The sequence below is a fragment of the Mesorhizobium sp. M0478 genome (assembly GCF_040321305.1).
Taxonomy (GTDB): domain Bacteria; phylum Pseudomonadota; class Alphaproteobacteria; order Rhizobiales; family Rhizobiaceae; genus Mesorhizobium.
Map to the genome: position 1 here is coordinate 261,927 of NZ_JAMYRH010000006.1, position 12,027 is coordinate 273,953.

The 12,027-nt window shown below is 63.4% G+C and carries 11 protein-coding genes; 7 read left to right on the plus strand and 4 right to left on the minus strand.

The features are described 5' to 3' along the window. Positions 1-6 precede the first annotated feature (6 nt). Positions 7-1,206: an MFS transporter gene (locus tag NKI64_RS17150; protein ID WP_023733795.1), complete on the minus strand. Its 1,200-nt coding sequence runs from the start codon at positions 1,204-1,206 to the stop codon at positions 7-9. Positions 1,207-1,438: 232 nt separating this feature from the next. Between NKI64_RS17150 and NKI64_RS17155 the strand changes: the two genes are divergently transcribed. Beyond that, positions 1,439-2,449, plus strand: a complete 1,011-nt coding sequence (locus tag NKI64_RS17155; protein ID WP_023733796.1) for a heparan-alpha-glucosaminide N-acetyltransferase — start codon at positions 1,439-1,441, stop codon at positions 2,447-2,449. Continuing rightward, entirely contained in the window at positions 2,446-2,952 is a 507-nt protein-coding gene (locus tag NKI64_RS17160; protein ID WP_031199065.1) for a methyltransferase family protein, read from the plus strand. Before NKI64_RS17155 ends, NKI64_RS17160 begins: the two co-directional genes overlap by 4 nt. Positions 2,953-3,252: 300 nt before the next feature. Here NKI64_RS17160 and NKI64_RS17165 read toward each other — a convergent pair whose 3' ends face one another. Together NKI64_RS17165 and mgtE are read right to left on the minus strand one after the other, a co-directional pair. Then, positions 3,253-3,639, minus strand: coding sequence for a MerR family transcriptional regulator (locus tag NKI64_RS17165; protein ID WP_006203215.1), 387 nt, complete (start codon positions 3,637-3,639; stop codon positions 3,253-3,255). A 158-nt stretch (positions 3,640-3,797) separates the two neighbouring features. Continuing rightward, complete coding sequence (gene mgtE / locus NKI64_RS17170; protein ID WP_352668896.1) at positions 3,798-5,216, minus strand: magnesium transporter; 1,419 nt, start codon at positions 5,214-5,216, stop codon at positions 3,798-3,800. Positions 5,217-5,527: 311 nt separating this feature from the next. Here mgtE and NKI64_RS17175 point away from each other — a divergent pair, with 311 nt between their 5' ends. The 5 genes from NKI64_RS17175 to sucD all read left to right on the plus strand — a co-directional run bounded on the left by NKI64_RS17175 (position 5,528) and on the right by sucD (position 10,702). Beyond that, complete coding sequence (locus tag NKI64_RS17175) at positions 5,528-6,148, plus strand: response regulator transcription factor (RefSeq protein ID WP_032897227.1); 621 nt, start codon at positions 5,528-5,530, stop codon at positions 6,146-6,148. 145 nt (positions 6,149-6,293) lie between these two features. After that, positions 6,294-7,484, plus strand: coding sequence for an aminotransferase class V-fold PLP-dependent enzyme (locus NKI64_RS17180; protein ID WP_023712721.1), 1,191 nt, complete (start codon positions 6,294-6,296; stop codon positions 7,482-7,484). A 12-nt stretch (positions 7,485-7,496) separates the two neighbouring features. Next, on the plus strand, positions 7,497-8,471 hold the full coding sequence (locus NKI64_RS17185) for an HpcH/HpaI aldolase/citrate lyase family protein (RefSeq protein WP_352668899.1): 975 nt from the start codon (positions 7,497-7,499) through the stop codon (positions 8,469-8,471). An 18-nt stretch (positions 8,472-8,489) separates the two neighbouring features. After that, entirely contained in the window at positions 8,490-9,674 is a 1,185-nt protein-coding gene (locus tag NKI64_RS17190) for a malate--CoA ligase subunit beta (RefSeq protein ID WP_352668901.1), read from the plus strand. Between the two features lie 128 nt (positions 9,675-9,802). After that, positions 9,803-10,702, plus strand: coding sequence for a succinate--CoA ligase subunit alpha (gene sucD / locus NKI64_RS17195; RefSeq protein ID WP_352668903.1), 900 nt, complete (start codon positions 9,803-9,805; stop codon positions 10,700-10,702). Between the two features lie 57 nt (positions 10,703-10,759). Here the strand turns inward: sucD and NKI64_RS17200 are convergent, their stop codons facing one another. Further along, positions 10,760-11,692 carry a TauD/TfdA dioxygenase family protein gene (locus NKI64_RS17200; RefSeq protein WP_352668906.1) on the minus strand — a complete coding sequence of 311 codons (933 nt, stop codon included), beginning with the start codon at positions 11,690-11,692 and terminating at the stop codon, positions 10,760-10,762. Between the last annotated feature and the right edge of the window lie 335 nt (positions 11,693-12,027).

The window sequence follows — 12,027 nt, forward strand, 5'->3', positions numbered from 1 at the left end:
CGGCGACTAAAGCGACTTCGGCAGATAGCGCCAGGAGATAAAGCCGCAAACCGCGGCCAGAATGCCCAGCGTCACGAACACCGAGCCGAGGCCGAAAAACGCCAGCACCACCGAATAGACCAGCGGCGGCGTCAGCTCGGAAAAGTCGAGATAGGTGCGGTAGACCGCGGCCATCTGCGCCCGCTCATAGGACCGCACCGAGCGCATGAAGGCGGTCGAGCCCAGTGCATCGAGCGCGATGGTGAAGAAGGCGCCGCAGAGCAGGAAAAAGCCCGTAAGCAGCGGCGCGGTAGTGCCGACCGCGCCCGCCGCAAGCAGCGTCGCCGACATCGCGAAATAGGCGAAGGTCATGGTGCGCCGGCCGCCGAAGCGTTTTCCCGCTTTGCCCCAGAAGATCGCCATGAACAACAGCGCATTGCCGGCCGAAACCAGCAGGCCGCCGGCAAGCTTGCCCTCGCCGGTAATCACCATGAACAGCGGCCCGTAGACGAAGAACGTCGTCCAGAAGCAGGAGCGGCCGAAGGCGATCAGCCAGGCCAGCCTGAGCCTGGGTTGTGCTACGAAGCGGCCGATATTGGCCAGCGGATTGGCCGGCCGTGTCTTGCCCGGCCGGATCGACCGGTTGTCGCCCAGCCTGTAGGTCCAGAACAGCGCCAGCAAGGCCAACGCAAACACCGCGACCGCGCCATGCGCGGCATAGATGCCGTACCGTGTGTAGAGGAAGATGCCGAGTGTCGGCCCGCCGGTCCAGGCCAGCATCGACCACGCCATGCGCAGCGATTCGGCCTGCATGAAATCGGTCTTGCGGATGTGGTCCATGATGTAGAGGTTGAGCGTGATCGACAGGGCGCTCGCCCCCATCACGCGGCACAGCATGCCTGCCAGTTGCCCGGCAAGCGTGTGGGTGACGAAGAACAGCGAGCCCATCGCCAGCAGGCAGGCGCCGGCGGTATAGACCCAGCGCCGGTCAAACCTGCGGATCAGCATCGGCATGAACAAGGTCACCGACAGGCCGAGCAGCGCCACGATGGTGTAGAGGATCGAGACGATCTGCTCGTTGTGCAGAATCTCATAAGCCTGGATCGGGATGACGCTCGACACCGTGGCACGGGCGAAGGATTCGACCGCATAGAGCGAGGCAAAGGTGCGCGCATCCGCCGGACGCAGGGCTGGCAGCCAGATCGGATGGCGCACATGGGTGGACATTTGATCCCCAAATCAGACTCGCAGCCCAAATCTGCGCTGGCGCTTCCTCCGCCGGTAACAGGAAACCGACCCCTTCCCGGCAAAAAGCGAATTCGGCCAAAGGCTTTCCGGCTCTGGCCTAAAGCGCCGCGCGATGCAGCCGCACGGCGCGACCCGGAGCGTAGAGGGCGGCCTTCTTTTGTCCGGTGCAACCGTGATAGTCGTCTTTGGGGCTGAATCAGATCGCGAGACCATGAGCATCCATACCGCACCCCCTGGAGATCAACTGAAGCGAGATCAACCGAAGCGCATCGTCGCCATCGATGTCGTACGCGGCATCGCGCTGATCGCCATGGCGAGCTACCACTTCACCTGGGATCTCGAAAATTTCCACTACACCGATCCCGGCCTCACCGCCGTCGGCTGGTGGAAGATCTATGCGCGCTGCATCGCCTCGACCTTCCTGTTCCTGGTCGGCGTCAGCCTGTTTCTCGCGCATGGCAGGCAGATCCGCTGGACCGGCTTCTGGAAACGTTTTGCCATGGTCGCCGTCGCGGCCGCCGCTATATCGGCGGTCACGTACTTCATCACGCCGGACAGCTTCATCTTCTTCGGCATCCTGCATCAGATCGCGCTGGCCAGCCTGCTCGGCCTTTTGTTCTTGCGGCTGCCGTCCTTGCTGGCGCTTGTCGTGGCGGCGGTGGTGATCGCCGGGCCGATCTATTTCCGATCCGAAGCCTTCGATCATCCGGCGCTGTGGTGGGTCGGCCTGTCGGCGATCAACCCGCGCTCCAACGATTACGTGCCGCTGTTTCCCTGGTTCGGCGCCGTGCTTCTCGGCATCGCCGCGGCAAAGTTTGCGTCCACCACCGGCCTGCTGGCGCGGCTGGCCACGCTGGGATCAGGAAGCTGGACCAGGCCGCTCACCTTCATCGGCCGCCACAGCCTGGCTTTCTATCTGATCCACCAGCCGCTGCTGTTCGGCTGCGTCTGGCTGTTCTCGCAGATCGCGCCGGCGCCGGTCGAGACACGGGAAGTAGTCTTCCTCAAGGAATGCCAGGTATCCTGCGAACAGCAGCGCGACACGGAGTTCTGCACCAGCTATTGTGTGTGCATGCTGGACACGCTGCAAAGCGAAGCGGCATTCGACCGGCTCTACAATGGTGACCAGACCCCGGAGTTCAAAGCGCATCTCGGTGAACTCGCCGGCATCTGCACCGCAAGGACGGAGGAGAGTCCGATGACGCAGGGAGGGCAACAATGACCGACAAGCTCACAAAACCCGGGCTGGCAAAACCCGATCTACCGAGACCACGGCTGATCCCATGGCCGCCGCTGATCTACATCGCCGCCATTGCCATCAGCATCGCGCTCGGCCTGTTCTATCCCCTGCCCTGGATCGGCGACCTCTTGGGCGACCTTTTGTTTGCCGCCGGCTTTGTGGTGCTGTTTGCCGTCGCAGCCCTCTGGTTCACCGCTATCCGCACCATGATCGGGGCCAAAACGACGATGAACCCCAATGGCGTGCCGGATCATCTGGTGACGTCCGGCCCGTTCGGCGTGACGCGCAACCCGATGTATCTGGCCAACACGCTGCTTTTGATCGGCGTCGCCTTCGTCTCGGGGATCGTATGGTTCCTGCCGCTGGCTTTGATCGCGGCATTTGCAACGCAGAAGGTCGCCATCGAGAGCGAGGAGAAGGTGCTGTTCGCCAAATTCGGCAAGAAGTACCGCGACTATGCGAAGCGGGTCAGGCGCTGGATCTGAGGCGGCGTGGCAGGGGTGTATACCTTGGCGATTAGCTGGCGCATCCGTTTCTTCGTCATCCACGGGCGGAGCAAGGAGCGTAGCGACGCAGCACAGACCCGAGGATCCATGCCGCGACTCCAGAGCGTTGCTATGGTCCAGAATTCGCTACCGCTGCACTCCACGACCGATGTCACGGAATGGATTCTAGGGTCTCCGCGACGGAGCTTCGCTCCTGCTTCGCCCTAGAATGACGAAGTGTGGAAGGCCTCCGCTAATCGCGAACGTTTGCGACGGGCGCGCAAACGCTCGACGGTCCGCTCAGGTATTAACCCCCAGCTCCACCAGCCGCTCGACGCAAGACTCCTCAGCCTGGTCGAGCTCCGCCAGCGTCTCCTCGAGATCGCGGCGCTTCTGCCTGAGATCCTCGCGCTTTTCCTCGATGCGCTTGATCATCAGCTTGAGTTGACCGACCTCGCCGGGCGGTTCCTTATACATCTGGATGATTTCGCGGATCTCGTTGATCGAGAAGCCGAGCCGTTTCCCGCGCATGATCTGGCGGATCAGATGCCGGTCAGATGGGCGAAACAGCCTTGTGCGGCCCCGCCGGACCGGTTGCACCAGCCCCTCATCCTCGTAGAAGCGCAGCGTCCGCGTCGACACGTCGAATTCGCGGGTCAGTTCGGTGATCGAATAATATTCCCGCATCTTTGCTCCAAATGTCGGAACATCGGAAAACGCCCGGTCGCCCGGGATTTCCAACGCATTCCGATCAACCCCGTTCCAAGCCGGACTCGGCATGAAACCCCGCGCAAGCCTCGCACCACATTTACGTAAAAGTCAATTGAGCCCGCAACGCCTCTTTCTCAAGGGATAGCGAACCACCAGGTGGCCAGCCCCAGGAAGGCAAAGAAGCCAACGACGTCGGTGACGGTGGTGACGAAAACCGCCGACGCCACCGCCGGATCGATCTTGAACCGGTCGAGCAATAGCGGGATCAGGATACCGGCAAGGGCTGCCACGAACATGTTGATGATCATCGCCGCCGCTATGATGCCGCCCAGATTGGCATCGCGGAACCAGACGGCCGCGACGATGCCGATCAGCACGGCGAAGATGATGCCGTTGATGGAACCCACGCCCATTTCGCGGCGGATGATGCGGCCGGCATTGTAGATGTCGAGATCCCTGGTCGCCAGCGCGCGTACCGTGACGGTCATGGTCTGCGAACCGGCATTGCCGCCCATGCCGGCCACGATCGGCATCAGCACGGCCAGTGCCACGATGTGGTCGATGGTGCGGTCGAACAGGCCGATCACCGACGCCGCCAGGAACGCCGTCAACAGGTTGACCAGCAGCCAGGGAACGCGCGAGCGCGAGGTCGAAAGAATGCTGTCGGACAACTCTTCGTCGCCGACGCCGCCCATGCGCAGCAGATCTTCCTCGGCCTCCTGCTGGATGACGTCGACGACGTCGTCGATGGTCAGCACGCCGACCAGCCGCTCGTTCTCGTCGACGACGGCGGCGGACAGAAGATCGTATTGCTCGAAGTCCCGCGCCGCCTCTTCCTGGTCCATGGTGGCCGGAATGGCGTGCCTCGTCTCGTGCATCACGTCTCCGACCTTGGTCGTGCGCTTGGTGCGCAGGATCTGGTCGAGGTCGATGGCGCCGAGCAACTTGAAGCTTGGATCGATGACGAAGATCTGGCTGAACCGCTCGGGCAGGTTCTTGTCTTCGCGCATGTAGTCGATGGTCTGGCCTATGGTCCAGAACGGCGGCACGGCGACGAACTCGGTCTGCATGCGGCGGCCGGCGGTCTCTTCCGGGTAGTCGAGCGAGCGGCGCAGCCTGATCCGCTCGGTGAACGGCAGCTGCGACAGGATCTCGTCCTGGTCTTCCTTTTCAAGATCTTCGAGAATGTAGACCGCGTCGTCGGAATCGAGGTCCTGCATGCCCTGGGCAATTTGCTCATTGGGCATATTGTCGACGATATCGCGGCGGATCGCCTCGTCGACCTCGGTCAGCGACGAGAAGTCGAAGTCGGCGCCGAGCAGTTCGACAAGGGCGCGACGCTGTTCGGGGTGCAGGGCCTCGAGCAGATCGCCAAGTTCCGACTGGTGCAGGTCGTCGACTTCGCGCTTCAGCGTCAGCGTATCGCGATCGGCGATCGCCGCCCCGATCTGGGCGAGGAATGATGACAGAACGGCGCCGTCCTCGCCATAGATGTCGGCGTGGGCATCGTCAGCGGCTTTGGCGCCGGTCGTGTGGTCGTCCTGGCGTTCCACCAGCGGCTCCCGCCATGGGAATTTCGGAAAAGGTGCCTGTCAGGTCTAGCGCGCAACGCACGGTAATATCAAACGAAATGCGCCCCGCCCTGCATATGGGCGAGAGCGATTTCATCAGGATATGACGCCGCCCAGGATTCAGGCGGCGCGACAGCGCATGTCGCTGGGGAAAGAGCACCCCAGCACGGTTGGGGCAGAATTGTCATGATGCAGGTTCAGGCAAAGGCCGGACCCGCCCAGGCGACAACCAGAACAGCCGGAAGCCCTTGAAGATCAGGTCGCAGACTCAGAAAGCAATCGAGGAACGGCGCGTGCGCGTGGTCGTGGCCGAACGCAATCCGCTCGTGATATCGGCGGTGCGCGACATGCTGGACTGCGACGGGCGCTTCGATCTCAGGGCCTGCGTGCAAAGCGGCAGGCATTTTCTGGAATTGGCAGCGGAAGGCGAATTCGACGTCGCCGTTATCGGCTGGAAGCTCTCCGACATGGACGGCGCCGATGTGCTGGCCGAGGTTCACAGCCGCAAGCTGGGCGTGCGCATCGCGGTGTTTTCCAACGACCACGACATCGGCATCCTGAAGCAGTGCGTGCGGCTCGGCGCCCAGGGCTACTGCTTCCAGTTCGACGATCCGGCGATCATCTTCGAGACCATCCTGGCCGTCGCGCATGGCCGCATCTGCATCCCCTACATCGACATCAACAAGGTCAACGACACACCCTTGTCGCTGCTCACCGTGCGCGAGCGCGAGCTGCTGGCGGTGCTGTCCGACGGCTGGACCAATCTGCAGATCGCGACGCGCACCGGGATTTCGGAGAACACGGTGAAATACCACCTCAAGAATCTCTACGACAAGCTCGACGTCCGCAACCGGGCGATGGCAGTCGCGCTCTACGCGCGGGAGAGGCGTACCCAGAAGCAGCCGTTGGGGTAGGCGAGCGACTGGCCGCGGGTAGGTCACCCGGGTAGGCAACCCCCACCCGCGCGCGGCAAGATGTTACCCCTTGAGGTGTTGTTGCCTTTAGCCGTCGAGACGAAACTCCCCTCACCGCTTTGCTGGATCAGGAGGAGTTCGCGACATGGCCGGTTTCACCCATCTTTTCATTCCCGGACCGACCAACATCCCCGAACAGGTCCGGCAGGCGATGAACCTGCCGATGGAAGACATGCGTGCAGCATCCTTCCCCGATCTCACGCTACCGCTGTTCGAAGACATCAAGACGGTGTTCAAGAACGAGACCGGCCGCGTCTTCATCTATCCCTCCTCCGGCACCGGCGCCTGGGAAGCGGCGATGACCAATGTGCTCAGCCCCGGTGACCGCGTGCTGATGTCGCGCTTCGGACAGTTCTCGCATCTGTGGGTCGACATGGCCGAGCGCCTCGGCTTCGAGGTCGATGTCATCGATTGCGACTGGGGGACCGGCGTGCCGCTCGAGCTCTATGCCGAGCGGCTCAGCGACGACAAGGCGCATCGCATCAAGGCAATCTTCTGCACGCAGAACGAGACGGCGACCGGCGTGACCAGCGACGTCGCCGGCTGCCGCGCCGCGCTCGACGACGCCAACCACCCTGCTTTGCTCTTCGTCGACGGCGTCTCGTCGATCGGCTCGATCGACTTCCGCCAGGAGGAATGGGGCGTCGATTGCGCCGTCAGCGGCTCGCAGAAGGGTTTCATGCTGCCCGCCGGCCTCGGTTTCCTCTCCGTCAGCAAGAAGGCGCTGGTGGCCTCGCGGAGCGCCACGCACCGCCGCTGCTTCTTCTCCTTCGAGGACATGATCCGCGCCAACGATGCCGGCTACTTCCCTTATACGCCGGCTACACAGCTGCTGCGCGGTCTGCGCGCCTCGCTCGACCTGATCGCCGAGGAAGGGCTGGAAAACATCTTCGCCCGCCACCATCGTCTCGCCGAAGGCGTGCGCAAGGCAGTCGACGCCTGGGGCCTGAAGCTCTGCGCCAAGGCGCCGAAATGGCACTCCGATACGGTCAGCGCCATCCTGGTGCCGGACGGCGTCGACAGCGGCGATGTGGTCAAGCGCGCCTACCAGAAATACCAGACCGCGCTCGGCGGCGGCCTCAACAAGGTGATCGGCAAGGTCTTCCGCATCGGCCATCTCGGCTGGCTGAACGAGGTGATGGTGCTGGCCTCGCTCTCGGCCGCCGAAATGGCGCTGCTCGACTGCGGCGTACGGCTGGCGCCCGGCTCCGGCGTCGGCGCCGCCATCCAGCACTTCCGCGCCTCGGCCGCCGTGCCGGTCGCCGAAGCCGCTTGAGGGGAGCCGACGATGAGCCACACCATCAACCATCTGAAAAAACTGCGGCTGCAGCGCAGCGAGCTGGCCGTTCCGGGCTCCAGCCCGGAGATGATCGACAAGGCCGCCAACAGCGCCGCCGACTTCATCTTCCTCGACATCGAGGACGCCGTTGCCCCACCCGACAAGGAGCGCGCCCGCAAGAACATCATCCAGGCGCTCAACGACATCGACTGGCGCGCCAAGGGCAAGACCGTCTCGGTGCGCATCAACGGCCTCGACACCCATTACATGTATCGCGACGTGGTCGACGTCATGGAACAGGCAGGCGACAGGCTGGACACGATCCTGGTGCCGAAAGTCGGCGTGCCGGCCGACCTCTACATGGTCGAGGCCATGGTCAACCAGATCGAAATGGCCAAAGGTTTCAAGACCCGCGTCGGCCTCGAAGCGCTGATCGAGACCGCGCTCGGCATGGCCAATGTCGAGGCGATTGCCGCGACACCCGGCCGGCTGGAAGCCATGCATTTCGGCGTCGCCGACTATGCGGCAAGCTGCAAGGCGCGCACCGTCAACATCGGTGGCCTCAACCCCGACTATCCCGGCGACCAGTGGCATTTCGCTTTGTCGCGGATGACCGTCGCCTGCCGCGCCTATGGCTTGCGCGCCGTTGACGGACCGTTCGGCGACTTCTCCGATCCGGAGGGCTACGTCGCCGGGGCCAGGCGCGCGGCGGCCCTCGGTATCGAAGGCAAATGGGCAATCCATCCCTCGCAGATCGCGCTCGCCAACGGCGTATTCTCTCCACCGGAAAAAGAGGTGACCCGTGCCAGGCGAGTCCTCGAAGTGCTGAAGGAGGCGGAGGCGCAGGGCAAGGGAGCGGCCGCACTCGACGGCAAGATGATCGACGCAGCGTCGGAACGCATGGCGCGCAATGTTCTGGTGGTCAACGAGGCAATCGAACGGGCCAGCCAATTCTCTAGCGAGCCGCGCGTCGCCACGCATTGACTGTTCAGGGAGGACAAAATGGACATCCACGAATATCAGGCCAAGGAACTGCTGGCACGCCACGGCGTGCATGTGCCGCGCGGCGGGCTGGCCTACAGCCCCGAGCAGGCGACCTACAGGGCCCGCGAGATCGGCGGCGCCAAATGGGTGCTGAAGGCGCAGGTGCATTCCGGCGCCCGCGGCAAGGCCGGCGGCATCAAGCTCTGCGCCAATGACGAGGAGATCTCCAACGCTGCCGAAGCCATGCTCGGCCGCAAGCTGGTGACCCAGCAGACCGGCCCGCGCGGCAAGCTGATTTCGCGCCTGTATCTCGAGGAAGCCGTCGATATCGCGCAGGAGCTCTATGTCGGCTTCGTGCTCGACCGCAAGGAAGAGCGCGTCATGATCGTGGCGTCCGCGGCGGGCGGCATGGAGATCGAGGACATCGTCGAGAAGGCGCCCAATTCCATCCTGCGCACATCGGTCGATCCCGGTGTCGGCATGCAGCGTTTCCAGGCGCGCGAGATCGCCTTCGGGCTCGGCCTCGACCACAATCTGATCGGCAAGGCGACCGAGACCATCTTCAGCTGCTACCGGGTGTTTCGCGACTACGACGCCTCGATGCTGGAGATCAATCCGCTGGTGGTGACCCGCGACGGCAATCTGATCGCGCTCGACGCCAAGATGTCGTTCGACGAGAACGCGCTGTTCCGCCGGCCGGAAATCTCCGAGCTGCGCGACAAGAGCCAGGAAGACCCGCGCGAAACCTTCGCCAGCGATCGCGGCCTGTCCTATGTCGGGCTCGACGGCAATATTGGCTGCATCATCAACGGCGCCGGCCTCGCCATGGCGACCATGGACATGATCAAGATCGCCGGCGGCGAGCCGGCCAACTTCCTCGACATCGGTGGCGGCGCCTCGCCCGAGCGGGTGGCGAAATCCTTCCGCGCCGTGCTCGGCGACAAGAATGTCGAGACCATACTGGTCAACATCTTTGCCGGCATCAACCGCTGCGACTGGGTCGCCGAAGGCATAATCAAGGCAATACGCGAGGTCGGCGTGAACGTGCCGCTGGTGGTCCGTCTCTCCGGCACCAAGGCCGAGGAAGGCCGCCGCATCCTGGCCGATTCCGGCGAGGCGGTAATCGTTGCCGACACGCTGGCCGAAGCCGCCGAAAAAGCCGTCGCCGCATGGCGCGCGGCCACCAAGAAAAAAGCAGCCTAGAGCCGGATGATTTCAGGTCGATTCGACCTGAAATCTGAATCCGTCTCTAAAATCAAACAGATGGAGCATGATGTCGTCCGAAAACCGCTTCACACTTTTCGGCATCATGCTCTAGGGAGGTCGAGAAAATGGCAATCCTGCTCAACCGCAGCACCCGCGTCATCGTCCAGGGGTTCACCGGCAAGATCGGCAGCTTCCATGCCGACGACATGAAACGCTATGGCACCAAGCTGGTCGGCGGCGTCACCCCCGGCAAAGGCGGCCAGAAGCATCTCGGCCTGCCCGTCTTCAACACGGTCAAGGGCGCGGTGCGCGAGACCCGCGCCGAGGCCAGCATCGTCTTCGTGCCGCCGCCCTTTGCCGCCGATTCGATCATGGAAGCGGCGGACGCCGGCATTAAACTCTGCGTCTGCATCACCGACGGCATCCCGTCGCAGGACATGATGCAGGTCAAGCGCTACATGCTGCGCTACCGCTACGAGGACCGCATGCGGCTGATCGGCCCGAACTGCGCCGGGATCATCACGCCCGGACAGGCGCTGATGGGCATCATGCCCGGCAGCATCTACCTCCCCGGCCGCGTCGGCATTGTCGGCCGCTCGGGAACCCTGGGCTACGAGGCGGCGTCGCAGATGAAGTCGCTCGGCATCGGCGTCTCGACCAGCGTCGGCATCGGCGGCGACCCGATCAACGGCTCCTCCTTCAAGGACGTGCTGAAACTATTCGAACAGGATGACGACACCGACGCCGTGGTGATGATCGGCGAGATCGGCGGGCCGCAGGAAGCCGAAGCGGCCATCTGGGCGCGCGACAATATGAGAAAGCCGCTGATCGCCTACATCGCCGGCCTCTCCGCCCCCAAAGGCCGCCGCATGGGCCACGCCGGCGCCATCATCTCGGCCTTCGGCGAGTCGGCGCAGGAAAAGGTGGAAATCTTGAAAGAAGCCGGCGTGATCATCGTGCCGACTCCGTCCTCGTTCGGCGAGGTGGTGGCGGACACGCTGGCGGGGATGAAGAAGGCAGCTTGAACAGCGGCCTCCGATTCGCCTGCGCCTCAGGCGGCCCGAAGCTCAGGCAGCCCAACCTTAGGCGGCCTTGTCGGTCACGGGCTTCGCGACCTTGGTGCGGGTGGCGCTGCGGCGGCCGTCGACGCTGACCGGAATGTCGCCGTCGACCGTGGCGCGACGCACCACCCGGTGCTGGTCGCCGTAATCGTTGACGGCGTAGTGCTGCGTCGCGCGGTTATCCCAGATCGCCACATCGCCGGCCTTCCAGCGCCAGCGCACGGTGTTCTCCGGCGCCGTGACATAGGACTGGAACACCTCGTAGAGCTTCGACGAATCGGTTTTGGAAAGACCGATCAGCCGTTGCACGAAATTGCCGAGCAGCAGCGAGCGCTCGCCTGTTTCGGGATGGACGCGGACAACGGGATGCTCGGTCTCGTAGATCGTCGAGGTGAAGATTTCCTCGAAGTGCTTCTTTTCCGCGGCGCTCGCACGCGGCCGCACCGCGGCGTAATCGTAGGCGTTGCTGTGCACCGCCCAGAGATTGTCGGCCAGCAGCTTCAACGGCTCGGGCAGGTCCTGATAGGCGGCCGCGGTGTTCGACCAGATGGTGTCGCCGCCGGCCGGCGGTATGACGACGCCGCGAAGAACGGAGAATTTCGGATAGGCGTCGACGAAGGTGACATCGGTATGCCATTGGTCGGCGCGACCGCCGCCACGGCTGGAATCGAGTTCGAGAATGGACGCCGTTCCCTTGACGGGACCTTGGGTCGGATGCGGGACGAGGTCGCCGAGACGCTGGGCAAAGCGCTCCTGCTCGGCATCGTCGAGATGCGCCTGGTCGCGGAAGAACACCACCTTGTGCCGCAACAGGATCTGGTTGATCGCCGCGACCGTCTGCTGCGGCAGGTCGCCGGAGAGCCGAATGTTCCTGATCTCTGCGCCGACGCGTCCGGTAAGCGGGACAATATCGGCATCCGGGATGATCTGCTCTACGGGGGTAAGTCTGGTCATGGGAACCTCTTCCTCTAAAGCCGCGGGCTGGTGGCAATGCTCCGCCGTCTGCCGGCCGCATAGCGATCGGCGGAGCAACTCCCTCATCGGGAGCCGACTTGCTTGGCAACGAGAGCACTGATCTCAACTCAGGAGGCGAAGGCCGCCAAGGCTTGCGAGCAGTACCGAGATCCCATTCAAAGCGTAATTCTACAAATTCCATAGACATTTCTTTTCAAAGTTCGGCGGCCCTGAGAAAAATGCCTTCTGTCCAATTCGTTCGTGAGCGGCAGGCGGTGGAGCGCTGCGCGACGCGGCCCGCACCAGTAGTGACGCTGTCGTATCCCCTTCGATAT

Excerpts from the sequence above, each read along its gene's own strand:
- NKI64_RS17150 (WP_023733795.1), bottom strand. The coding sequence starts at position 1,206 with ATGTCCACCCATGTGCGCCATCCGATCTGGCTGCCAGCCCTGCGTCCG.
- NKI64_RS17155 (WP_023733796.1), top strand. The coding sequence starts at position 1,439 with ATGAGCATCCATACCGCACCCCCTGGAGATCAACTGAAGCGAGATCAA.
- NKI64_RS17160 (WP_031199065.1), top strand. The coding sequence starts at position 2,446 with ATGACCGACAAGCTCACAAAACCCGGGCTGGCAAAACCCGATCTACCG.
- NKI64_RS17165 (WP_006203215.1), bottom strand. The coding sequence starts at position 3,639 with ATGCGGGAATATTATTCGATCACCGAACTGACCCGCGAATTCGACGTG.
- NKI64_RS17180 (WP_023712721.1), top strand. The coding sequence starts at position 6,294 with ATGGCCGGTTTCACCCATCTTTTCATTCCCGGACCGACCAACATCCCC.
- NKI64_RS17185 (WP_352668899.1), top strand. The coding sequence starts at position 7,497 with ATGAGCCACACCATCAACCATCTGAAAAAACTGCGGCTGCAGCGCAGC.
- NKI64_RS17190 (WP_352668901.1), top strand. The coding sequence starts at position 8,490 with ATGGACATCCACGAATATCAGGCCAAGGAACTGCTGGCACGCCACGGC.
- sucD (WP_352668903.1), top strand. The coding sequence starts at position 9,803 with ATGGCAATCCTGCTCAACCGCAGCACCCGCGTCATCGTCCAGGGGTTC.
- NKI64_RS17200 (WP_352668906.1), bottom strand. The coding sequence starts at position 11,692 with ATGACCAGACTTACCCCCGTAGAGCAGATCATCCCGGATGCCGATATT.